Annotated in this window: 24 protein-coding genes; 13 read left to right on the plus strand and 11 right to left on the minus strand. The window is 44.1% G+C overall.

Going from position 1 to position 22,092, the window contains the following annotated elements; genetic code table 11:
* The 3 genes from PSI15_RS11620 to PSI15_RS11630 all read left to right on the plus strand — a co-directional run.
* Positions 1-297: pyridoxal-phosphate dependent enzyme (locus PSI15_RS11620; protein WP_273583673.1), on the plus strand; the 297-nt coding region annotated here is incomplete at its 5' end.
* A gap of 270 nt (positions 298-567) precedes the next feature.
* Positions 568-867: a hypothetical protein gene (locus tag PSI15_RS11625; protein WP_273583674.1), complete on the plus strand. Its 300-nt coding sequence runs from the start codon at positions 568-570 to the stop codon at positions 865-867.
* Between the two features lie 55 nt (positions 868-922).
* Positions 923-1,723, plus strand: a complete 801-nt coding sequence (locus tag PSI15_RS11630) for a hypothetical protein (RefSeq protein ID WP_273583675.1) — start codon at positions 923-925, stop codon at positions 1,721-1,723.
* Here the strand turns inward: PSI15_RS11630 and prpR are convergent.
* Positions 1,720-3,402, minus strand: a complete 1,683-nt coding sequence (gene prpR, locus PSI15_RS11635; RefSeq protein WP_273583676.1) for a propionate catabolism operon regulatory protein PrpR — start codon at positions 3,400-3,402, stop codon at positions 1,720-1,722. The two genes, PSI15_RS11630 and prpR, sit on opposite strands and share 4 nt — an antisense overlap.
* Before the next feature lie 307 nt (positions 3,403-3,709).
* Between prpR and prpB the strand changes: the two genes are divergently transcribed.
* The 4 genes from prpB to PSI15_RS11655 are packed head-to-tail and all read left to right on the plus strand — an operon-like array spanning position 3,710 to position 9,193.
* Positions 3,710-4,615 (plus strand): methylisocitrate lyase, encoded by a 906-nt coding sequence (prpB, locus tag PSI15_RS11640; RefSeq protein WP_273583677.1) that lies wholly within the window; start codon positions 3,710-3,712, stop codon positions 4,613-4,615.
* Positions 4,608-5,780 (plus strand): bifunctional 2-methylcitrate synthase/citrate synthase, encoded by a 1,173-nt coding sequence (gene prpC / locus PSI15_RS11645; RefSeq protein ID WP_273583678.1) that lies wholly within the window; start codon positions 4,608-4,610, stop codon positions 5,778-5,780. Before prpB ends, prpC begins: the two co-directional genes overlap by 8 nt.
* Before the next feature lie 38 nt (positions 5,781-5,818).
* Complete coding sequence (locus PSI15_RS11650) at positions 5,819-7,270, plus strand: bifunctional 2-methylcitrate dehydratase/aconitate hydratase (RefSeq protein WP_273583679.1); 1,452 nt, start codon at positions 5,819-5,821, stop codon at positions 7,268-7,270.
* Positions 7,271-7,306: 36 nt separating this feature from the next.
* On the plus strand, positions 7,307-9,193 hold the full coding sequence (locus tag PSI15_RS11655) for a propionate--CoA ligase (protein ID WP_273583680.1): 1,887 nt from the start codon (positions 7,307-7,309) through the stop codon (positions 9,191-9,193).
* A gap of 180 nt (positions 9,194-9,373) precedes the next feature.
* Here the strand turns inward: PSI15_RS11655 and PSI15_RS11660 are convergent, their stop codons facing one another.
* Positions 9,374-10,204: a hypothetical protein gene (locus PSI15_RS11660; protein ID WP_273583681.1), complete on the minus strand. Its 831-nt coding sequence runs from the start codon at positions 10,202-10,204 to the stop codon at positions 9,374-9,376.
* 218 nt (positions 10,205-10,422) lie between these two features.
* Positions 10,423-11,052 carry a glutathione S-transferase family protein gene (locus PSI15_RS11665; protein WP_273583682.1) on the minus strand — a complete coding sequence of 210 codons (630 nt, stop codon included), beginning with the start codon at positions 11,050-11,052 and terminating at the stop codon, positions 10,423-10,425.
* Positions 11,053-11,313: 261 nt separating this feature from the next.
* On the opposite strand from PSI15_RS11665, the gene PSI15_RS11670 reads away from it, so the two are divergent.
* On the plus strand, positions 11,314-11,868 hold the full coding sequence (locus tag PSI15_RS11670) for a cytochrome b (protein ID WP_273583683.1): 555 nt from the start codon (positions 11,314-11,316) through the stop codon (positions 11,866-11,868).
* Positions 11,869-11,889: 21 nt separating this feature from the next.
* The gene (locus tag PSI15_RS11675) at positions 11,890-12,471 is read left to right on the plus strand and encodes a YceI family protein (RefSeq protein ID WP_273583684.1); all 582 of its coding nucleotides are present in this window, start codon (positions 11,890-11,892) and stop codon (positions 12,469-12,471) included.
* 78 nt (positions 12,472-12,549) lie between these two features.
* Here PSI15_RS11675 and PSI15_RS11680 read toward each other — a convergent pair whose 3' ends face one another.
* From PSI15_RS11680 to pvcA, 3 genes are read right to left on the minus strand one after another with little or no spacing between them, the layout of a single operon-like run.
* Entirely contained in the window at positions 12,550-13,842 is a 1,293-nt protein-coding gene (locus tag PSI15_RS11680; protein ID WP_273583685.1) for a glycosyltransferase, read from the minus strand.
* A gap of 29 nt (positions 13,843-13,871) precedes the next feature.
* On the minus strand, positions 13,872-14,744 hold the full coding sequence (gene pvcB, locus PSI15_RS11685) for a tyrosine isonitrile desaturase/decarboxylase (protein ID WP_273583686.1): 873 nt from the start codon (positions 14,742-14,744) through the stop codon (positions 13,872-13,874).
* A gap of 32 nt (positions 14,745-14,776) precedes the next feature.
* Positions 14,777-15,775, minus strand: coding sequence for an L-tyrosine isonitrile synthase (gene pvcA, locus PSI15_RS11690; protein WP_273583687.1), 999 nt, complete (start codon positions 15,773-15,775; stop codon positions 14,777-14,779).
* Positions 15,776-16,399: 624 nt separating this feature from the next.
* On the opposite strand from pvcA, the gene PSI15_RS11695 reads away from it, so the two are divergent.
* Together PSI15_RS11695 and PSI15_RS11700 are read left to right on the plus strand one after the other, a co-directional pair.
* The gene (locus tag PSI15_RS11695; protein ID WP_273583688.1) at positions 16,400-16,750 is read left to right on the plus strand and encodes a type II toxin-antitoxin system RelE/ParE family toxin; all 351 of its coding nucleotides are present in this window, start codon (positions 16,400-16,402) and stop codon (positions 16,748-16,750) included.
* 5 nt (positions 16,751-16,755) lie between these two features.
* Positions 16,756-17,058: an XRE family transcriptional regulator gene (locus PSI15_RS11700; protein ID WP_273583689.1), complete on the plus strand. Its 303-nt coding sequence runs from the start codon at positions 16,756-16,758 to the stop codon at positions 17,056-17,058.
* Between the two features lie 146 nt (positions 17,059-17,204).
* Here PSI15_RS11700 and PSI15_RS11705 read toward each other — a convergent pair whose 3' ends face one another.
* A complete protein-coding gene (locus PSI15_RS11705) occupies positions 17,205-17,795 on the minus strand; it encodes a TetR/AcrR family transcriptional regulator (RefSeq protein WP_273583690.1) in 591 nt (196 codons plus the stop codon).
* A gap of 123 nt (positions 17,796-17,918) precedes the next feature.
* On the opposite strand from PSI15_RS11705, the gene PSI15_RS11710 reads away from it, so the two are divergent.
* Positions 17,919-19,139 (plus strand): MFS transporter, encoded by a 1,221-nt coding sequence (locus tag PSI15_RS11710; RefSeq protein WP_273583691.1) that lies wholly within the window; start codon positions 17,919-17,921, stop codon positions 19,137-19,139.
* A gap of 108 nt (positions 19,140-19,247) precedes the next feature.
* Here the strand turns inward: PSI15_RS11710 and PSI15_RS11715 are convergent, their stop codons facing one another.
* The 3 genes from PSI15_RS11715 to eco form a co-directional block, all read right to left on the minus strand.
* Positions 19,248-19,700, minus strand: coding sequence for a GNAT family N-acetyltransferase (locus tag PSI15_RS11715; RefSeq protein ID WP_273583692.1), 453 nt, complete (start codon positions 19,698-19,700; stop codon positions 19,248-19,250).
* A 98-nt stretch (positions 19,701-19,798) separates the two neighbouring features.
* The gene (aqpZ, locus tag PSI15_RS11720; protein ID WP_273583693.1) at positions 19,799-20,506 is read right to left on the minus strand and encodes an aquaporin Z; all 708 of its coding nucleotides are present in this window, start codon (positions 20,504-20,506) and stop codon (positions 19,799-19,801) included.
* A 169-nt stretch (positions 20,507-20,675) separates the two neighbouring features.
* Positions 20,676-21,152, minus strand: a complete 477-nt coding sequence (gene eco / locus PSI15_RS11725) for a serine protease inhibitor ecotin (RefSeq protein ID WP_273583694.1) — start codon at positions 21,150-21,152, stop codon at positions 20,676-20,678.
* A 267-nt stretch (positions 21,153-21,419) separates the two neighbouring features.
* Between eco and PSI15_RS11730 the strand changes: the two genes are divergently transcribed.
* On the plus strand, positions 21,420-21,659 hold the full coding sequence (locus tag PSI15_RS11730; RefSeq protein ID WP_273583695.1) for a YdcH family protein: 240 nt from the start codon (positions 21,420-21,422) through the stop codon (positions 21,657-21,659).
* 150 nt (positions 21,660-21,809) lie between these two features.
* On the opposite strand, the gene PSI15_RS11735 is transcribed toward PSI15_RS11730, so the two are convergent.
* Positions 21,810-22,046 (minus strand): ogr/Delta-like zinc finger family protein, encoded by a 237-nt coding sequence (locus PSI15_RS11735; RefSeq protein ID WP_273583696.1) that lies wholly within the window; start codon positions 22,044-22,046, stop codon positions 21,810-21,812.
* Positions 22,047-22,092: the final 46 nt, after the last annotated feature.

Here is a 22,092-nt window from a genome sequence, read left to right on the forward strand (position 1 = left end):
ACCCCAAAAACCATTGCAGACGGTGCCCAAACCCAGCATTTGGGGCAACACAATTTTGCTATCATCCGCCATCTGGTCAAAGACATTCTTACGGCGTCAGATGATCAACTCGTTGATGCTATGTACTTTTTAGCCGAGCGAATGAAAACCATTGTCGAACCTACCGGCTGTTTAGGGTTTGCTGCGGCAAAGGCCATGCGGGAACAATTGAAAGGTCAGCGTATTGGCATTATCTTAAGTGGCGGAAATATCGATATAAAACAATATGCCCATTTATTGGAAAATAAATTTCATTAACACTCATTGTTTATCAATTAACATGTCCGATTAGCATGATAAAAAACGGGGTTAGTCATTAGAATAAAGTAAGAAATAATAATGACAGCTCCGGGGAAACTCATCGTAATATAGCCACATTATTAAAATATTACCACTTAACTTCACTCATTGCATGGTTGATAAACTCATCAACAAGTGGTAATCATAACCCAGAAAACTCACCATTGCTGATTAAAGATATCAATATCATTAATGAAATAATATTGAAATATTGAAGAGGTCACTAAAATGAACAGAAATATTATTATTGTTTATGGATTTTCTGGATATAGAAAACATTACCTGGATTATATTCAAAATGCCAATCCTAATGATATTTATATCACTATGGATGATATACTTTATAGCTCAGGAATGCTGATATATGGAGGCGGAAACCTGCTAATAAGATTTAACCATTTTTTTGAAAATAATGGACAAAGTGAATACCTTGTCAACAACAACAAAAAAAAGACAGTTATGTTAATGATTTTTACGAATCAGTTAAAAACAATAATTTCTTTGATCCAAAACTCTGTGAAAACATGACAAAAAAATAGATACAAATACCATAAATTACCTATTTCGCAGCCTTAGTTATTTTTTGAGATACGACTTTTTAAAGGGCAATTATTCCGAATTATCAATCAGTACCACGTTAAATAGGAGAAAAGGAAATGTAACCAAAAAAGGTGACTATAAAGAGTATAAAAATTATCAGGCTGGGTTTCTCGCCAAAAATAATCTTAAACGCCCTAATCCTTTCTCAGCCAATACAAAAAAAGATGTAGTCAACCCTATATTAGAGTATGATAATTACCCTAATCGTTCAAGTGGTAGGTTTATCTCAAATTCTTCTTACGGCCATTATAATATTGGCAATAGAGAATATACCTCTGGCATTTTTAATGCTTTCCATCAAAGTGATAAAGAAGGATTTAAACACCTTCTTAATTTTAAAGATGATATAGATAAACGTGGAAATCGTTATTACCCAGAGAAGGATAAAATTACTGAAAAAGACAGAGAGATGTTCGCACATGGAGATGTCATTACAAATTGTTTTGCAAAGTCTTTTATCCGAAAATTATGCAAATTATCCATTGATTGGGCTGAACTAGAAGCCAGTAAAACAGACTCACCCATAAAGAAAATGATCTTTTATGTAGAAGAACATCCACCCCTTAATATTGCAAAAGTTGATAATATGAATGTACATAACTTCCATCATAAATGGAGACATAGTGATTTCAAGGATATTGGTTCCAACAATAGAAATTTCCCAATTACTTATTCAGAGCTGAAATATGCCACTGAATTAACAAAAAGGAAAACAGATCATCATATAGAATTCGTTTCTTGCGATAAATTTGCTTACGCCAAAACGGTCATTGATAATCTTTAATCTTCTGAAATGGTTTTCATTTTGTCCTGTTCCCGCTTTAACCTCCGCCATAACGTCGTGCGGCTAATTCCCAGATATTCTGCGGCCGCACGTCGATCACCTGAAAATCGCGCTACAACGTCGTGTATTGAAATATTCTTCATTGAAGAAGGGTTTTTAATCAAAGAAGATATTTCAATCTGGGCGGTTTTCATATCGCTGTTGATAGCATGCGTATCAATATGACGCTCAGGTGAGAGAGATAATACCAATGCCGGCGTCAGCACCTGTTCAGGATGAGCGCTCAAATAAAGCGCTGCCCGTTCCATCAAATTGCGCAATTCACGCACATTTCCCGGCCAATGGTAGGCGTGCAATACCTCATGACACTTAGCCAGTTCCGCTATTCGCGATGCAGAAACGGGTAAGTTAAGTGCCGCAAAAGCCCGTTGTAAGTACTCTATCGCCAACAAGCCAATATCATTTTCCCTCTCCCTTAATGCCGGTACATTGATGCGTAATACACTCAAACGGTAGAACAAATCGGCCCGAAAACGCCCTTCCCTGACCCAAGTATCCAAATCACAATGCGTGGCACAGATGATCCGAACATCGACAGCAATCGGACGATATCCGCCAACCCTGACCACGGATTTTTCTTCCAATACCCTTAATAACCGTGTTTGTAACGGTAACGGCATTTCACCAATTTCATCCAGAAATAATGTCCCCCTGTGCGCAATTTCAAATAACCCTGCACGCCCGCCACGCCGTGAACCCGTAAAAGCGCCTTCCTCATAGCCAAACAGTTCAGCCTCCAGCAAAGACTCGGTAATCGCACCACAGTTAACGGCAACAAACGGCCGTGGATGCTTACCCGCCAACTGCCCGTAACGCAAGGCATATTCATGATGAATCGCCTGTGCCACCAGCTCTTTTCCTGTACCGCTTTCTCCCTGAATCAAAACCGTGGCGGTCGAACGGGAATACAGCATAATCGTATTGCGGACATGTTCTATCGCAGTGGAATTTCCCCTGATATCGCTGATTGTGTGCCGTGTACGTAGCTTATCTTCTGTCGGATAAGGCGAAATCGCCGCCTGATTGAGTTTGGTCATGCGCGCTATCTCTAAGGCATCTTGAAATGCTTGTCGAATGGAGTCTGCCGAATAGACAAAAATCCCCACCAGTTCAGCTTCATAAACCAGATCAGTAATCAATCCTGCGCCTACAATCACTTTGATGCCTATCGCCTTCAACGCATTAACCTGCGCCCTGGCATCTTCCTCGGTGACATAACTGCGCTGTTCAATGCGTAAATTGAAACACTGCTGAAATTCCTCTAATGCCGGCAAGGTATCCTGATAAGTAATCACACCGATGCGGGAACTGATTTGCCGGGCGCGCACCAGTGCCTGCATAACATCAAATCCGCTGGCTTTGGCAATAATGACGGGTACGGACAGGCGGCTTTTTAGATAGGCGCCATTCGATCCCGCGCAAATCACAGCGTCACAGTGTTCGGTTTCCAGCCGTTTGCGAATATGTTGAACTGCGCGCTCAAAACCCAATTGAATCGGCGTGATATCCGCCTGATGATCAAATTCTGGGGTAATATCACGAAAAAGGTCAAAAAGCCGGGAAACAGAAACCGTCCAGATCACCGGCCTATTATTTTCTCCTGCGTGTACTGAAGCCATATTTTCTCCCCTATTGCCTGTCAGGCGTTTATCTGAATAGGTTCAGTTGACTGTTTCATTCCTGAAATTTGAAACAAAAATGAAACAAAATGAATTCAGGATGAAACAAACAGTCATTATAGCCCATCGCTAAACCGTCACCACTAATTAACCAAAATTCATTCATCTCATTAATTTAGATAATAAAAATAACGCATTGGTCAGAACTCCGGCTTATCCCCCCTCTGGTTTTAACCATTGGCACAAACCTTGCTTGAATCACAATTAAATACAAATCGGTTTCATTTTGGTAACAATGAGGTTATATATGGCATTTTATTCCGCTGGTTTGGCTTTTCGTCGAGCAATAGAAGCCGAATCTCCGTTACAAGTGGTCGGAACCCTCAATGCAAACCACGCACTGCTGGCAAAACGGGCGGGTTACAAGGCGATTTACCTTTCAGGTGGCGGGGTTGCTGCGGGTTCGCTGGGGCTGCCCGATTTGGGGATCTCGACCCTGGATGATGTGTTGATTGATGTCCGCCGCATTACTGATGTCTGTGACCTACCCCTGCTTGTCGATGCCGATGTTGGATTCGGTTCCTCTGCGTTTAATATCGCCCGCACAATTCGTTCTATGATTAAAGCAGGTGCTGCGGGTGTTCATATTGAAGATCAGGTCGGTGCCAAACGTTGCGGCCATCGTCCAAATAAAGAGATTGTTGCCAAACAGGAGATGGTCGACCGCATCAAGGCTGCCGTTGATGCCCGCACTGATGAGAATTTTGTCATTATGGCTCGCACGGACGCATTGGCAGTAGAAGGGCTGGATGCCGCACTGGACAGGGCTATGGCGTATATCGAAGCGGGTGCCGATATGCTGTTCCCGGAAGCCATTACCGCGCTGCCAATGTATCAGGCATTCGCGGCCAGAACACAGGTGCCTGTTTTGGCTAATATTACTGAGTTCGGGGCCACGCCACTTTTTACTGTCGAAGAGTTAAGGAGCGTCAACGTCGCCATTGCCCTTTACCCCCTGTCGGCGTTTCGGGCGATGAATAAGGCGGCCGAACAGGTCTATACCGCATTGCGTCGCGATGGCACCCAGAAAAATGTCATCGCTATGATGCAAACCCGTAATGAACTTTATGAAAGCATCAACTACTACGATTTTGAACGAAAACTGGATGCCCTGTTTTCCCTGAAAAATAGCAGAGGTGATACTGATGAGTAAGCAAAATACGACAACGGGCGTTTCTGAGCCGGCGTCATTCAAACCGAAAAAATCAGTGGCGTTGTCCGGCGTGACGGCAGGCAATACAGCACTTTGTACCGTCGGCAAAAATGGCAATGACTTACACTACCGTGGCTATGATATTCTCGATTTGGCCGCCCATTGTGAGTTTGAAGAGGTCGCTTATCTGCTTATCCACGATAAACTCCCTTCCCGCGCAGAATTAACCGCCTACAAAAACAAACTGAAATCCTTGCGCGGCCTGCCCAGCAGCGTCAAAGCCGCACTGGAAGCCCTGCCGGCAGTAGCCCACCCAATGGATGTGATGCGTACCGGCGTTTCGGTTTTGGGCTGCACGTTGCCGGAAAAAGAAGATCATAACCTCGCCGCTGCCCGTGATATCGCGGATCGCCTGCTCGCCTCTCTCGGTTCAATCCTACTGTATTGGTATCACTACAGCCATAATGGCCGCCGTATTGACGTTGAAACCGATGACGATTCCATTGGTGGGCACTTCCTCCACCTTCTTCATGGTCAAAAACCGCGCGGATCGTGGGAAAAGGCCATGCACGCTTCCCTGATCCTGTACGCTGAACATGAATTTAATGCGTCCACCTTTACCAGCCGGGTGATTGCGGGCACGGGTTCGGATATTTATTCTGCCATTATCGGAGGGATTGGTGCCCTGCGGGGGCCAAAGCATGGCGGAGCCAATGAAGTCTCCTTCGAAATCCAGCAACGCTATGATAGCGCCGCGCAAGCCGAAGCCGATATTCTTGCCCGTTTGGCAAGAAAAGAGGTCATTATTGGTTTTGGCCATCCAGTGTATACCGTTTCTGATCCCCGCCATAAAGTGATTAAAACTATTGCCTTGCAACTTTCCCAAGAAGCCGGCACCACCCAGATGTATGACATTGCCGGTCGGATTGAATCTGTGATGTGGGAGCACAAGAAAATGTTTCCGAATGTCGATTGGTTATCGGCGGTGTCCTATCACATGATGGGCGTGCCGACGGCCATGTTTACCCCGCTGTTTGTGATGGCCCGTACTTCCGGTTGGGCTGCCCACATTATTGAACAGCGCATTGATAACAAAATCATCCGTCCATCGGCGAACTATACCGGCCCTGAAAACTTGGCATTTATACCGATTGCACAGCGTTAATCACCCGATTCATAAATAACACGATTTAAGGATTGATTATGTCTACCTCTGTTGTTAACCATCGCCCTGACTACGATCAAGTGATTGTGGATATTGTGGATTATGTCATGGACTACACCATCACCTCCCCGATTGCTTACGCCACCGCCCACCACTGCCTGATCGATACCTTGGGCTGCGGGCTGGAAGCACTGGAATACCCCGCCTGCACCAAACTTTTGGGGCCGGTTGTGCCGGGCACCACGGTGCCCAACGGTGCGCGCGTACCGGGAACCCAATTCCAGCTCGATCCCGTTCAGGCCGCTTTCAACATTGGGGCCATGATCCGCTGGCTCGATTTCAATGACACTTGGCTGGCAGCGGAATGGGGGCATCCTTCTGATAATCTTGGCGGTATACTTGCCACTGCCGATTGGCTGTCGAGAAACGCGGTTGCCCGCGGAGAATCTCCACTCACCCTGTGGGAAGTGCTGACAGCGATGATTAAGGCGCATGAAATTCAGGGCTGTCTGGCGCTGGAAAATGCGTTCAATAAAGTCGGCTTGGATCATGTGGTGTTGGTCAAAGTGGCTTCCACGGCAGTGGTTGCCCAAATGTTAGGGCTAAAACGTGAAGCCATATTAAGTGCGGTTTCATTGGCCTGGGTTGACGGCCAATCCCTGCGAACCTACCGTCATGCGCCCAACACCGGTTCCCGCAAATCCTGGGCGGCGGGCGATGCCACTTCCCGTGCCGTGCGTCTGGCACTGATCGCCCAAACCGGCGAAATGGGCTATCCCTCCGCGTTGACCGCCGAAACCTGGGGGTTTTATGACGTCCTGTTCGAGGGTCAACCTTTCATATTCCAGCGTCCCTATGGCTCATATGTGATGGAAAATGTGCTGTTTAAAATCTCTTTTCCGGCAGAATTCCATTCACAAACCGCGGTAGAAGCGGCAATGATCCTGCATCAGCAACTGAAAGCGCACGGCAAACAAATTGACGATATTGCCCAAATCACTATCCGTACCCATGAAGCCTGTATCAGGATCATTGATAAACAGGGGCCTTTGAATAATCCCGCTGACCGGGATCACTGCATTCAATATATGGTGGCTATTCCGCTGATTTTTGGTCGCTTGACGGCGGCAGATTATGAGGATGATATCGCGGCCGATCCCCGCATTGATGCCTTGCGGGAAAAAATAGTCTGTGTCGAGGATGCTGATTTCACCCGTGACTATCACGACCCCGAAAAACGTTCCATTGCCAATGCGTTGACGGTGGTATTTACCGATGGCACGCAACTGGACGAAGTCATTGTCGAGTTCCCGATTGGGCACGCCCGTCGCCGTAAAGAGGGTATTCCGCTGTTAGAAGAAAAATTCAGAACCAATCTGGCACGCCGCTTCCCGCCAGCGCAGCAACAAAAAATTTTGGCGGTATCCCTTGATCTCATGGCATTGCGAGATATTCCCGTCAACGAATACCTCGATTTGTACGTTATATAATTTATATGCCGCTCATCTGCCTATGTAGGAGAGATTATGTCATTCCAAGATTTCTATCAGCATTCCATTGATGATCCCGATACGTTTTGGGCAGAGCAAGCCAAACGCATACATTGGCAACAGCCTTTTGCACAGACGTTGGATCACCATAATCCCCCCTTTGCCCGCTGGTTTTGTGGCGGAAAGACCAATCTCTGCTACAACGCACTGGATCGCTGGCTGGAAAGGCAACCCGATGCCAAGGCATTGATCGCCATTTCAACGGAAACCCATAGCGAGCGCGTTTTCACCTATAAAGAGTTACACCGCGAAGTGAACCGAGCCGCCGCGATGATGTTGTCACTCGGTGTCAAAAAAGGCGACCGTGTGGTGGTTTATCTGCCGATGGTGGCCGAAGCCCTGTTTATTTTGCTGGCCTGCGCCCGAATTGGTGCCATCCACTCGGTGGTCTTTGGCGGTTTTGCTTCTCACAGCCTTGCCAGCCGATTGGATAACGCCGAACCCGTTTTAGTTGTCTCGGCGGATGCCGGTTCACGTGGCGGCAAAATCATTCCTTACAAGCCTCTGCTGGACGAAGCCATTGCGTTAGCCAATCACACGCCACGCCATGTTTTGCTGGTCGATCGCGGGCTGTCTGATATTGATTGGGTGGAGGGCCGGGATGTGGATTTCGCCACATTGCGGCAGAAGCACCTTGATGCCGACGTTCCCGTCACGTGGCTGGAATCCAACGAAATTTCCTGCGTGCTCTATACCTCAGGCACCACCGGAACCCCAAAAGGCGTTCAGCGGGATGTCGGCGGTTATGCCGTCGCGCTGGCAACCTCCATGGCGGTTATTTTTGGTGGTCAGGCGGGCGGCGTCTTTTTCTGTACGTCGGATATCGGTTGGGTGGTCGGGCACTCTTATATTATCTATGCACCGCTGATCGCCGGTATGGCAACCGTCATGTATGAAGGGCTGCCAATACGCCCGGATGCCGGGATTTGGTGGCAAATTGTCGAAAAATACCGGGTCACCAGAATGTTTTCTGCCCCCACCGCAATCCGCGTCCTGAAAAAATACCCGACGGATTGCATCGCCAACTATGATATCTCATCGCTTGAAACGCTCTATTTGGCGGGGGAGCCGCTGGATGAACATACCGCCCGCTGGATTGCCGAGACTATTAATGTGCCGGTGATTGATAACTACTGGCAAACTGAAACCGGCTGGCCGATTATGGCCATTGCGCGGAGCTTAGACGACAGGCCAAACCGTTTTGGCAGCACGGGTTTTCCCATGTACGGTTTTAACGTCAAACTGATCAACGAACTGACCGGCCAAGAATGCGGTGCCAATGAAAAGGGCATGCTGGCGATCAAAGGCCCGTTGCCTCCGGGCTGCATTCAGACTATTTATGGCGACGATAGCCGTTTTATCAACACCTACTGGAAACACTTTGACCAGCAAGTTTATTCGACATTCGACTGGGGGCTGCGCGACAGCGACGGTTACTATTTTATCTTGGGGCGTTCGGATGATGTGATTAACGTCTCCGGCCACCGTTTGGGGACTCGTGAGATCGAAGAGTGCATCGCCAGCCATGAAGATGTCGCCGAAGTTGCCGTCATTGGCATCAAGGATGACGTCAAGGGGCAAGCCGCTGTGGCTTTTGCGGTGCTCAAAGAAGGGCGGGAAATCCAGAGCGCTGACCATTTTGCAGCGTTGGAGAAAGCGTTAATGGCCTTGGTGGATAAAAAAATCGGCAGCGTTGGGCGCCCGGCACGGGTCTATTTTGTCACGCAATTACCGAAAACCCGTTCAGGAAAAATGTTGCGCCGTACCATGCAGGCCATTTGTGAAGGGCGGGAACCCAAAGATATCGCCCTGATTGAGAACCCCGCTTCATTGGAAGCCATCCGGGACGCCATTTCCCATTAAAAAACGGATGAAAGGTTGTTTTCTACACAACCCTTCTTTTGTTTAACCCTCATTTAATGTCGCAGGGTTATTATATCTGCGTACTACATTTTCCCAGCTACTTTTACCCATTCCCGCTCCGTTTCCTACACGGAGCTTTTTTTTGGGAAAACTGACGGCATTTAGAGGATATTCTCTGGCTTATTGCTTCTGATGCATCATATAACGGTACAGGCGAGCCGCTCTCTCTGGCGGTAATGCAAGAAATCGTTTATTGATATCAACAAGCAGCTCGCAGCCTTTCTCTTTATTCGCATTGACACTTTGAACAGAATCTAACAAGGCAATATCGTCACCGTATTGATGCACCATCCCAAGCATAATGGTTTCTAAATCTTGCAAGGCAAGGATATAATCTTCGGCGGAGGATTGATATTGTCTCTCACTATAAGAGGCGATAATCATCTCCCGGTCAATTTGACTCCGTTCGAGATACAATGCTTTTGGCAACGATTTTGCTATATCCAGAAGATCATAAATATTTTTATTCATCTCTGGCAGCGCAAACCTAAGACATTTTTCAGCACTCTCTTTCTGTAAATGTTCCAGTTGTTTTACGATTATGTTTATATGAGAGAGAAGTTCTTTATCAGGAGCAAATAAAATACGCTGATTGGTGAGTGAGATGATTTGATTAGCCACTTCACCATAAATAATATCATGGCCTTTACCTTCTTTTTGTAAGGTCATAATTTTCTGTTTAAATTCATCATAAAGTTTCGGATCTTTATGCTTAATAATCAGAAAAAGAGATTCATCCCCTTTTGATATGACAAATTCTGTCCCCTCAACACCAAACCCTTTATTACTGCGCAATACTTTAAAATCAAATAAATTCCAACCCACCGTGGCAATAATAAAAATGACAACGGCGATTGCTTTACTTATTCTGCCTCTTTTCTGTATAATCCAGAGAATAGCACCCACCAGCCCACTAAAGATTCCACTAAAAATAATGTGTTCCCAAGCCATCCGTTATCCTTTCTGTTGCAGAAAATGAAAAAACACATTATGGATAAAAACAGGCAAACAATCACTTATTCAGCTTGGTTATTTTACAAATAATTAAAATAATCACTTCATTTATTATTTTTATAAATATAACAACAACTATAAATATCCTTAAATACTGCAAAATGTCCTTATTATCTCCCCGCGGAACGGGGAGATAAAATGCCAGATAAAGTGAATCAATGGGCTATTGCCGGTTCTTTGGCCGCCGCCTCTGCCCATTCCACCATCGCAGGATGGTTTAGCATACGATCAACCCATGCCTGACTGATCGCCGAAAATGTCAATCCATAAGTTTGGGCACGGAAAGCCACCGGCGCATAAAACGCATCAACCGCCGTGAATTTATCTCCCGCCAACCATTCACCGCCAAATTGCGTTAGCCCTTCTGCCCAAAGTGCATCGATGCGTGCAATATCACACTGTAATTCAGCGGTTGTTTCAGGCAACTGCGTTCTGATGGAGCAATTCATCATGCAAATCTGACGTAATGTGGTAAAACCAGAGTGCATTTCCGCCGCAGCACTTCTCGCCCATGCTCTGGCGGTTTTATCTGACGGCCAGACTTGGGTATGTTCCTCCGCAAGATATTCCACAATCGCCAGTGAATCCCAAACCGTCATGGCTCCATCAATCAAACAGGGAACCTGCCCCGTGGGGGAAAACATTTTAAATTTCTCATGGCTGCTTTTCCCATCTTCGAAATAGCTCAGCTTCTCATGAAAAGGAATACCCAGCGCCTTGAGCAAAATCCACGGACGCAGTGACCAGGAAGAATAATTTTTATTGGCTATCCACAATGTATACATCGTCTTTCTCGCACTAATAATAAAATGGTGTGATTACATAGGTACATTATATTTTTCTATTAAAACAGTAAACCCGTTAATTCTGCAAAATAATTCCTCTCTTATAAAATTACAGACACCCATGACAAAACATCATATTGTTAGAATAAAAATCTATAAAAACAATCAGCATATAAAACAAAGAAATTAATTCACTATGAATTTCAAACACAGTCGTCTATATTATAGAAACGTCGTTATATTAAAGATACGGATAATAATATGTTACTCAAGAATACATCCACGAGATTCGGTCATATTTCTATTTTTATTCATTGGCTGGTGGCGATCGCCGTTTATGGCATGTTTGCACTGGGATTATGGATGGTAACATTAAGTTATTACGATACTTGGTATCATCGTGCGCCGGAATTACATAAAAGCATCGGGTGTTTATTATTTATTGCTATGGTCTTCCGTGTCATATGGCGATTTATTTTCCCACCCCCAAAACCCCTGGCAAGCTACCGTCATTTGATACGTATCAGTTCACAATTGATGCAGTTCACTCTCTATATCGCCCTGTTTGGTATTCTATTGAGTGGATACCTTATTTCTACTGCCGATGGGCAACCTATCCGCATTTTTGGCTGGTTTGAAATTCCTGCAACCGTAACGGGGCAAGGGTTCCAGGCTGATACGGCAGGCGTTATTCATCTCTATCTTGCCTGGATGGTTGTGGTGCTCTCCCTATTACATGGGCTTGCAGCGCTGAAACACCACTTTATCGATCGTGATACCACCTTAAAAAGAATGTTGGGTTACAAACCCGATTAAAATAACTTTTGGAGAATGATTATGCTGAAAAAGACGCTAATCGCCCTGACTGTCGGGGGATGGCTTATGAATACAGGCAGCGCACTGGCGGCTGACTATAAGTTCGATAAAATCGGCCAACATGCCTTTATTGAATTCCGCATTCAACACCTGGGATTTAGCTGGCTGTATGGTGGTTTCAGGGATTTCGATGGTAGTTTTACTTTTGATCCGCAAAATCCGGTCAATGATAAAGTGAATGTCGTTATCAAAACCGATAGTGTAGACACCAAACATGCCGAACGCGATAAGCACTTGCGTGGCCCGGATTTTTTAAACAGTAAGAAATATCCTGACGCAAAATTCACCTCAACCCATGTTAAGAAAGAGGGTGAATATTACTTTGTTACCGGCGATCTCACCTTAAATGGCGTCACCAAGCCGGTCATACTGGATGCAAAATTGCTCAATGCAGGCAATGACCCGTGGGGGGGATACCGTGCGGGTTTCGAGGCGACAGGTAAACTAAAGCTAAAAGATTTTAATATCAAACAAGATCTGGGGCCAAAATCGCAGGAAGTTGAGTTGATCATTTCCGTTGAAGGTGTGCGGGAAAAAGCCTGATTATCATCTACCCATCAAAGAACTGTTCATAAAAAAACGCGGTATAAAAAATCTACCGCGTTCTGTTTTATGGTTTAGTTATCGGGCAATCAGCTCATTAACATGACGCGTTATTGCTGCCAAGGCATTATGGGCAGCATAATCTGCCTTAATGATCTGTGCCTGCTGGCGCCATATCGGGGAAGATAATATCCTTGTCACCGCTTGATACAATTGTTGCTCACTGGGTGTATCCGTATGCAGGCTGATACCACAACGTGACCAGATAACGCGAGCAACCGCTTCCAGCTTACCATCTCCTGTTCCCGCGACCACCAAAGGGACACCGTGACGAATGGCTGAATTCAGTGAACCATAACCCCCATTGGTAATAAAAATGGATGATTTTGGCAGCCAGTGTTCAAAATTGAGATATTCTACCACTCTGGCATTTTCGGGCATATCTCCACCCAAGACATCGACAGAACGGCCGCCTGTGATCGCCAATACCCGAACCGGTAAAGCGGCCAATGCACGCAATGCAGGTAATATCAATTGGTTAAAATCAATATTCGCCAGCGTTCCCTGCGTCACCAAAATCAACGGCAGGCTTTCATCCGGCCAACTGAGGTGCGTTTTATCATCTTCCACTTTCACTGGCAGCGCGCCGATAAAATCCACCGTGGCAGGTAAGTCATCACGGGTAAATTCAAATGCTTGCGTTGCCAATTGCAAGTAACGATCCACCCCGCTCATCAACACATCATTATAATCCTCGGTCAGTGGGAGACAATCCACGGCAGCCAGCGACTGATTGAAAGCTTCCCTGACCTGTGCAATTAGCTCGTGCGTTTCCGCATCCACTAATTGCTCGCGGGTTAAATCCGCAGGCAGTAATTCAGGGGGAATTCTGGCTCCCCAGAATACGGCATCCTTTGATGACCACGGCAGCGGCGTCACGCCAATTGCAATGACAGGAATACGTTTGTCAGCCGGTTGTTGCAATAATGGCAACGCAGCATAAAAGGTATTGTCGATAATCAGCAAATCAGCCTGCCCCTCGGCAATCACCTGCATCAACTGCGTCGACAACACCGGGATCGGCGCGGCAAAAAATTTCCTTAACGATAGCGCCATCTGGGTATTTCCCGGCGGATGTTCTGCCCGTTCAGGAAAATATTTTTCCAGACAGCGGTAATCAACATCCACTTGCTGATCGAAGGGAACAAACGTGGCGCCTAATGCTTCCGTTTGCTGCTGGAACAGCGTTCCACTGAATATCGTGACATCATGCCCCTGCCCGATTAAATGTTCCGCAATTGTGAACATGGGAAAAACATGGCCGGGCGTTGCAACAGCCGCTAAAACAATACGAGAAACCACACGAGACATTAATCAAACCTCCTCAAGGCAACGTCGGCTCAATCCGCATTGGGAACCGAAATCGTGCGGAAACTGTGATTGTTATACACAGGCACGCCGTGAATATGTACCCGCTGAATATGACGGGGAGAACGGGAAATAAAAGCCTCACGACCATGTAATAAAGTGAAATTATCACAAATCGCGATGTCACCAGACTGCCATTGATGGGCATAGAAATAACGCAGATCATACAATCGGTTATACAGTGTTTCCTCAAAGGCTTTTTGCTCTTCCGGTGACACGCCATCTATCTTCAAAGCGTGATGATCCGCATATTTAACATCCTCTTTACCCATCGGCTCATTGTAACGCATCACCCATTTTTTACCGTCGGGATGAAGACAGACTAACGGGGAAACCACTTCACCGCCATAATGGGTCACCCGGCTTGTGCGATAGGTAATGGTGGTATTCTTCCAGCTATTACGCTCATCATCACTGGCATCAATGATCAATTGTTCAGTATTGACAAATGTAGTACGCCCTCCTTGCGCCGCTTCCGGGGCAGAGACACAGTGAAAGATCTGAAATTCAGGGATTGTCTCCCGATACATTCCATCCCAATGCAACGGCACACTACCACTGTCCAGAACATGGTCAGACGGTTTGGGGGATTCCATCACATCCAATACAGCGCCAAACGGCCACATCATGATTTCACCCCAGCGGTTAGCATATTCCGCTAATTTCTCTTTATGCGTAAAACCGGATTGAAAACCACGCAATACCACCAGCAGATGATCACGAGCTAATTCACGCAAAGCATCCACTGACAGTGTGGTAATATCCTGATCAGGGTAATTGGGCGTAATAAACACGCCAAAAGGTTTCACCAACTCAATATGACAATCAAGTTCATAGGTATTCATGATTTTTCTCTCTACGATGCGATATATTTTGTTTATGCCGTTGCTGTCTGGGATTCTGTTTGCCGGTTTCCTGCAAGGGGTGTTTCAATCAAGTAATGACTCGGAACGCCCCGAATTTCGATCAACTTGCCATTCATCTTTTTCACTTCATCACTTTTCATCAGCACAAATTGACCGTTAATGTTGGCTGCCACACCGTGCCACGGCGTCAACCAATCATCTCTGGTCGGCATCATATGAATACCCATTTTGATGCTGTCCACGGGCTGCGGATGGATAGAAAGGCGGATCGCCAATGGGAACTGTTCTGCCAGTAGATTCCCCCACGCCCAGCTACGTTGGATAACTCCGGCTGAACGCTGACGGGCATCTTTTTGCAACGCATTTTTCGAGCCTGTGTATTCCGGCAATAAACTATCTTCATAAAGAAAACGCGTAATTGCCCGATATAATTGCACGCCCTCTTCGGTTTTTTTGAGTTCTTCTTTAATCTCCTCAATCGATTGAGCATAACGGCTGACCAATAATTCACGCAGTTGATCGTAGTCATTAGTATATTGTGTCAATGATTCAACGTTGCCCAAATTAAAAACAGAAAGATGCGTTGCGCCCAGTTCATGCAGCAGCTTTTCAATTTCTAATTGGTAATAGGTAATAGTGTTATCATCAACATGGATAAGATCACTAAAGACATGCCCATCAGAACAGATAACAATATTAGCTCCCGGTGGATAATAAAGCTGGATACGTTGACACAGGGAGTTTAGAAAAATCAGTGATAATTTTTCTGCCATATCCGGCATCTTACCCAATACTTTTCTGGGATTTGGGGATTTTGTCGGAAATGCAGGTAAGATACATTCAATCGGTTTCCCTTGTTCCACAAAGGCACGAATACGTGGAAGCTGAACTTCGGAAACCCTGTTTTCTTCATATTGAAGGGTATGTTCGGACTCAGGGAAACGGCGCCGGTACTGCAATAACTCATGTAGAATTTTGTTCGACACTTCTTCTATATCAAGACGTTCCATAATTCATTCCTAATTTATTACATTTACATCACAGCTAATTAATGCAATGGGCAATATGCAGATATTTCTGAATATCAAACACCCGCTCACATGCTTTTGAATATAGCAAAGTAAAAACTTCGAAATAAAACTGACAAAAGTAAAATAACAATATACAACCAAAACTAACTATAAATATATTGAGGCTTTTTCATTTTATCTTATTTTATTACACGTGTTATATAACTATAAAAATCATGCCTATAAATATATCCCATTATAATTTCATAAAAAAAATTAATTTTTTTAAAAAAATAATTCAATTTTTTTGATGATGTTACCAAAGTGAAATAAAGTTCAAAATTTTTAGAAAATATTATTTTTTAAAGCCATATTATTTAGATATCTAACAATATTTATTACAGGAGAAAAAATAATGTATGGCGAATTTACCAATAGATCAAAAAAGAGATGACAACAATGCCATATACTCAAAATCAACTCATTAAATCACTCAATATTATTATTGCGTGAGGAATTAATGCTTGGGATGAAGTTCTCAGAACCTTGCCCAGACAGCCGATTTTTCTTGATCATAGGTTTGAACCTATATAGCATTGCATCTATATTAATTAAGGAGAGATCATGTGGGTCATCGAGACAACCGACACCTTTGACGAGTGGTTCGATGCTCTGGATGACACTGACCGGGCGAATGTGCTGGCCTCTATGATAGTGCTTCGAGATAGAGGGCCAATGCTATCAAGGCCATACGCAGACACCGTGAACGGTTCATCCTACAGCAATATGAAAGAGCTGCGGGTTCAAAGCAAAGGAGACCCTATCAGAGCATTCTTTGCGTTCGACCCAAAGCGGAAAGGTATTCTTCTCTGCGCCGGTAACAAAACCGGGGATGAGAAAAGGTTTTATGAAGTCATGATCCCGATTGCAGACCGAGAATTTACGGCACACTTGGACAAATTGAAGAAGGAGTAAACGTTATGGCAAGAACTCTTGACCAAATGCTGGCAGCAGAAAAGCCGGACGTTGTTGCCAAAGCACAGAAAACAGCGACCGAGATGCTGCTTAATATCCATCTGGCTGAACTTCGTGAACGCATGAACCTCACCCAAAGGGACATCGCAGTCACTCTTGGTATCAAGCAGCCGACTGTCTCCGATATGGAGAAACCTGGTCGTGACCTAAAGCTGTCATCCCTCAAGCGCTACGTTGAGGCCTCTGGTGGTAAGCTGCGCCTTGATGTCGAACTTCCGGACGGAACTCACTACAGCTTTTCTGTTTAATTCAATACGCTCCGCTTTGGGGCGTATTAAAGCGGTAACAACAACACCATATACTCAAAATCAACTCATATAATAACTTGAAGTTATTATAATGAGAGAAATTAACCAACAAACGGATGAAGATGATTGGCACAGGTTGGATTCGTTTAAAAAGATATTGCAGCCATTGCTGGTTCAATCAAATCCATCAGATCCTCTTTTGATGCGCCATCACGTGCTTGAAATGAAATTGCTTGCATAATTCCTAAAAAATATGTGGCCAATTTTCCGACATGAGTATCAGCAGGTAATTCCCCCTCTTTCACACCTTTTTCTATCCGGTTATGGACTAAGGCCAGCGTGTTTTTACGCACAGTTTTCAGGTAGGTATAAACATCCTCATTTTCTTGTGAATAGTTAACGATGCCTAAAATAAGCAAACATCCACCAGTCTGGTTTGAAGTTGCGACATCTACAGAACACTCCAGCATTGCCTGTATTCCTTCTCTTACCGTACCAGCATCGTTAAGCCTGTCCATCGCCTTAGCCCCTACCGTTTTAATATAGAGTTCAACCGCGGCATAAAAGGCTTTTTTCTTACTGCCAAATGCCGAATAAAAACTCGGAGGATTGATATTCATTGCAGCCGTAAGATCAACAAGCTGTGTGCCCTCATAGCCTTTAGCCCAAAACAGCTCCATGGCCTGTTGAAGCGCAGCTTCGCGATCAAAGCTCAAAGGACGTCCCCGTTGTGTCATTGTCTGTATCCTCATCAATTTTGTAGTGACTATAACATAATTATATTGATTCATTTTCGCAAGTCAGATAATTTTGTAATCAACACTACAAAATTAATCAATAAATAAACAAAAGATGATCATATGAAAAACTCGCTATTCAATATTGCTAATCATCACCCTGCCACAACAAAGCATCAATCAGCCTCCCCGGCCATTTACATACTGGCAATCGGCATTTTTGCCATGGTAACCAGTGAATTCCAGGTAACGGGAATGGTGCCCATTATGGCTTACGATCTGGGCGTATCCATTTCTCAAATTGGCTATCTGGTTTCTTTATATGCACTGGCTATGGCGTTTGGCGGTCCACTTCTCGCCATGGGATTATTAAAAACACCGCCCAAAAGGGCATTAATTATCCTATACATGATTTTTATTATCGGTGAAATCGTTGGCGCACTTGCGAATTCCTATCTCATGCTAGTGTTCTCAAGAATTATCACGGGTGCTGTTTCAGGTGCTTTCTTTGGCGTTGCACTGGCAATTTGTGTGGAAATTGCAGGGGAACAGCAACGGGGATGGGCAATTTCAATTGTACTTTCCGGCATTATGCTAGGGACGATCTTAGGATTACCCATGGCTAATTTGATCGGTACCTACGCCGGCTGGCGGGAGAGTTTTTGGGCAACCAGTGTATTAGCGGCGATAGCAGGCATCATCAGTCTGTTTTATCTTCCTCCTATTTCGCCCCCCTCTACAATTAGCTTACGTACGGAACTGGAAAGCCTAAATAATCTGAGGTTATGGCGTGTTTTTTCCACCAGCCTACTGATTATTGGGGCAACTTTTGCAGCATTTACCTATTTCACCCCCATATTAAAAGAAGTCACGGGCTACAACGATAACATGATAGCCAGTTTACTTATTCTCTATGGAGCCGCCACAATAGTCGGCAATATCGTGGTTGGAAAGCTAGCAGATCGCCATACCATCCCAACCTTAACCACAGGCTTAATTTCCCTTACTGTATTTCTCCTGCTATTTAGCTTATTTGCAGACAAAAAGTTACTGGCCGCCCTATCCCTCATCGGTATCGGATTAGTGGGAGTCACGATGAATCCTGCCATGGCGACACGAGTTATGCGAACAGCTAACGGCCGCCAACTCATTAATACTATTCATACTTCAGTGATTACGCTTGGTGTTGTTACTGGCTCTTTTCTTGGTGGGTTTTGTATTCATTTAGGTTGGGGATTGCGGGCACCACTGTGGGTTGGTGGAGGTATGGCCTTACTTGGCCTGATAACTTTATTACCCGATATTTACACCTTATATAAAGAAAATAATATGACTAAAAAGTAATGGTATTTATTTTTAAAGTCACTTTCCATTATTCTTTCTAATCAAATGATACAAATAGTACAGGCGGCATTACCCAAATATCATAATAACCGCCTGCTTTCTTAGCATTTATTCAGATGTTCCAGGTATTTTCGTTCCATCTAACATCCAGACAAAATCCTGATCTACGACAGGTGAAAAACCAAGTTTTTTATAAAGCCAACCTGCATTAGAAGTCACCAACATCACATGTTTTACATGAGGAATGATTGGATGCTGTAAAATACATTCTACCAACCAACGCCCTAATCCTTTCTTCTGATAGTCATCAATAATAAATACATCTGAAATATATGAAAACATTGCAAAATCAGTAACTAACCTTGCAAAACCTATTTCTTTATCACGGTGAAATAATGCAAAACATATACTATTTTCTATCGCAGTTTTGACTTTTTCAACCTCGACACCACGCGCCCAAAATAATTGTGTTAATTCACTATGTACGAAATGAATATCAATCTTACCCTTATCCGTTGTAACCCAATATTCGTCTCGTTCCCATGTTAGATTTTTTTCCATCATTCTTCCTTTAAAAAAGATTGAAGTGTGTATAAATCTACCATAAAAAAGGATCAAAAAAGCCATGCTAAACATGGCTTTTCAAAATGAGGGGAATATTAATCAACGGATGAATTATCTTTCTGTAATAATATTCGGTATATCAAGCCACCGATAGCACCACCAATTAATGGAATCAACCAAAATACCCAAAGCTGCTCCAACGCCCAGGTGCCTTGAAAAATAGCAACCGCTGTACTTCTTGCCGGGTTAACCGAGGTATTTGTGACGGGAATACTGATTAAATGAATCAACGTCAATGCTAAACCAATCGCTAATGGTGCAAAACCTGCCGGCGCATTTTTATCTGTTGCCCCAAGAATAACAATTAAGAAAAATGCAGTTAATACTAATTCAATAATAATGGCAGCTTGTAATGAAAAACCACCGGGAGAATGTTCACCATAGCCATTCGAGGCAAAACCCGTTGCCGTTGCATCAAAACCACTTTTACCGCTGGCGATAAGGTAAAGTACCGCTGCTGCTGCAATGCCGCCAATCACTTGGGCAATGATATAAGGAATGACATCTTTTGCAGCAATACGCCCCCCCGCGTACAACCCCAATGTTACTGCCGGATTAAAATGCCCGCCTGAAATATGCCCCACCGCATAGACCATCGTGACCACTGTTAAGCCAAAAGCCAGAGATACGCCGACAAAACCAATCCCCAACTGTGGAAATGCCGCGGCTAAAACAGCACTACCACATCCCCCGAATACCAACCAAAAAGTACCCAAAAACTCTGCCGATAATTTTTTAAACATTCTTTGATTCCTCAATGATATCTGCATGAATGCAAAAGAATCCAAAAATAGTTTAGTTAATATTTTTCAATATGGGCAAGGAATCACAGGCAGAAATGAAGAAATGTATATTTCAACAACCTGAGCTTAGGATGAAAAACTCAGGTTGTTGATTTATCTAATCAATAACTTATTCAATGACGGATGTCTTTACCTCATCGTGAGCCTGCCAAATACGATATTTAACGGTCACCGTTTTTGGTGCATAGACAACGACAGGTAATTTACTGTTATAACGTACAAACGCATCTTTACCTAACTGAACCTGAACAAAGCGCGTTGTTTTTTCTTTAGTCGGACAAGCCATTTTGGTTGAGGCGGGGCCGGTAACATTATTTAGCACGTAATAATCATACCCCCATCCTTCCAGCGTTTTTGTCTCCAAATTACCGCCAAACCAGTAGTGATTACAATCCACTTTCATCTCCTTGCCAATCACTAACTCAACCATGTAGTCGTTTTCATGCTCTTTTTGCGGCAATTCAATCACACTACGCGCCATGTTTTCAGAAGGCGCAGGATACGGCGCGATATCTTCAAGTTTTTTGTCCGCAAAAACAGAAGTTGAGACCATCAATGCTGCTAAAGGGAATAAATAATTTTTCATATATCACCTCTGAATATATTTAAAAAGGAGACTGGATAATAACAACAAAAAAATTGAGGTAAATTATGTTTTTTGGCAATGAACTGATTTTTAACGGCATTAGGTACGATGGGAAATATTTACTCACAACCAATATCAAATTTTATTAATCATCAACCAGCGAACAGGTGCTACCAGTTCTTTTTTATGTGATATCTCTCAAATCTGATATTACAATGAGCTGCTACACTCATTGAGTGTGGTAGTAAATTTCGTATAGGAGGTCTCATGTTTCCAGAATATCGTGATTTAGTATCCAACCTAAAATCATCTCATCCCCGCTTCCAATCCCTGTTTGAAAAACATCACCAACTTGACCACGAGATAACTCAACTTGAAGGCCCTAATGGCGCAGGCTACAACGATAAAGTTGTACGTCTGAAAAAAGAAAAATTACACGTCAAAGATGAAATGCAAAGGATTTTGCTGGAAGAATATCAGAGCCAGAAGTGGAAGAACCCTGCTTAATGGTTTTGACGCCTACTTTGTTGACAAGTAGGCGTCAAAAAAGTTCTCAATTAGAGAACCTATTTTCAATTCAATATCCACAAAAAAGCCACCATTGCGGTGGCAAAAACGGGAGCAAAGTTTTTTTCGTTATTGATGTTTTTACATTAATTACTGCACGGCAGTGGCTTTCTGGCGGGGTTGTCTCTTCGTTTTTGCCCTTGGATGCGGCGTAACATTCTGGACTTCACCTGGCTTAGAAATGAAACGCACAAAGGTTTCATGGCTGACGAACGTTGCTCCACAATTGATATTCTGACATTGGTTATAGCGCTCCTTTGTTTGGCTTGAATGCTCAAAGCTGCTACGAGTATGCGCTGACTGACCACACAGAGGACACTTAATCATATTGTTCACCTTTCTTGAAATCATTGTTTTGATATAACGCCATCTC

Origin of the sequence: Xenorhabdus sp. PR6a, assembly GCF_028599065.1 — a bacterium.
Classification (GTDB): domain Bacteria; phylum Pseudomonadota; class Gammaproteobacteria; order Enterobacterales; family Enterobacteriaceae; genus Xenorhabdus; species Xenorhabdus doucetiae.

What these genes read in the sequence shown, in the direction of transcription:
- PSI15_RS11625 (WP_273583674.1), top strand. Translation starts at nt 568, where the DNA reads ATGAACAGAAATATTATTATTGTTTATGGATTTTCTGGATATAGAAAA.
- prpR (WP_273583676.1), bottom strand. Translation starts at nt 3,402, where the DNA reads ATGGCTTCAGTACACGCAGGAGAAAATAATAGGCCGGTGATCTGGACG.
- prpB (WP_273583677.1), top strand. Translation starts at nt 3,710, where the DNA reads ATGGCATTTTATTCCGCTGGTTTGGCTTTTCGTCGAGCAATAGAAGCC.
- prpC (WP_273583678.1), top strand. Translation starts at nt 4,608, where the DNA reads ATGAGTAAGCAAAATACGACAACGGGCGTTTCTGAGCCGGCGTCATTC.
- PSI15_RS11650 (WP_273583679.1), top strand. Translation starts at nt 5,819, where the DNA reads ATGTCTACCTCTGTTGTTAACCATCGCCCTGACTACGATCAAGTGATT.
- PSI15_RS11655 (WP_273583680.1), top strand. Translation starts at nt 7,307, where the DNA reads ATGTCATTCCAAGATTTCTATCAGCATTCCATTGATGATCCCGATACG.
- PSI15_RS11660 (WP_273583681.1), bottom strand. Translation starts at nt 10,204, where the DNA reads ATGGCTTGGGAACACATTATTTTTAGTGGAATCTTTAGTGGGCTGGTG.
- PSI15_RS11665 (WP_273583682.1), bottom strand. Translation starts at nt 11,052, where the DNA reads ATGTATACATTGTGGATAGCCAATAAAAATTATTCTTCCTGGTCACTG.
- PSI15_RS11670 (WP_273583683.1), top strand. Translation starts at nt 11,314, where the DNA reads ATGTTACTCAAGAATACATCCACGAGATTCGGTCATATTTCTATTTTT.
- PSI15_RS11675 (WP_273583684.1), top strand. Translation starts at nt 11,890, where the DNA reads ATGCTGAAAAAGACGCTAATCGCCCTGACTGTCGGGGGATGGCTTATG.
- PSI15_RS11680 (WP_273583685.1), bottom strand. Translation starts at nt 13,842, where the DNA reads ATGTCTCGTGTGGTTTCTCGTATTGTTTTAGCGGCTGTTGCAACGCCC.
- pvcB (WP_273583686.1), bottom strand. Translation starts at nt 14,744, where the DNA reads ATGAATACCTATGAACTTGATTGTCATATTGAGTTGGTGAAACCTTTT.
- pvcA (WP_273583687.1), bottom strand. Translation starts at nt 15,775, where the DNA reads ATGGAACGTCTTGATATAGAAGAAGTGTCGAACAAAATTCTACATGAG.
- PSI15_RS11695 (WP_273583688.1), top strand. Translation starts at nt 16,400, where the DNA reads ATGTGGGTCATCGAGACAACCGACACCTTTGACGAGTGGTTCGATGCT.
- PSI15_RS11700 (WP_273583689.1), top strand. Translation starts at nt 16,756, where the DNA reads ATGGCAAGAACTCTTGACCAAATGCTGGCAGCAGAAAAGCCGGACGTT.
- PSI15_RS11705 (WP_273583690.1), bottom strand. Translation starts at nt 17,795, where the DNA reads ATGACACAACGGGGACGTCCTTTGAGCTTTGATCGCGAAGCTGCGCTT.
- PSI15_RS11710 (WP_273583691.1), top strand. Translation starts at nt 17,919, where the DNA reads ATGAAAAACTCGCTATTCAATATTGCTAATCATCACCCTGCCACAACA.
- PSI15_RS11715 (WP_273583692.1), bottom strand. Translation starts at nt 19,700, where the DNA reads ATGGAAAAAAATCTAACATGGGAACGAGACGAATATTGGGTTACAACG.
- aqpZ (WP_273583693.1), bottom strand. Translation starts at nt 20,506, where the DNA reads ATGTTTAAAAAATTATCGGCAGAGTTTTTGGGTACTTTTTGGTTGGTA.
- eco (WP_273583694.1), bottom strand. Translation starts at nt 21,152, where the DNA reads ATGAAAAATTATTTATTCCCTTTAGCAGCATTGATGGTCTCAACTTCT.
- PSI15_RS11730 (WP_273583695.1), top strand. Translation starts at nt 21,420, where the DNA reads ATGTTTCCAGAATATCGTGATTTAGTATCCAACCTAAAATCATCTCAT.
- PSI15_RS11735 (WP_273583696.1), bottom strand. Translation starts at nt 22,046, where the DNA reads ATGATTAAGTGTCCTCTGTGTGGTCAGTCAGCGCATACTCGTAGCAGC.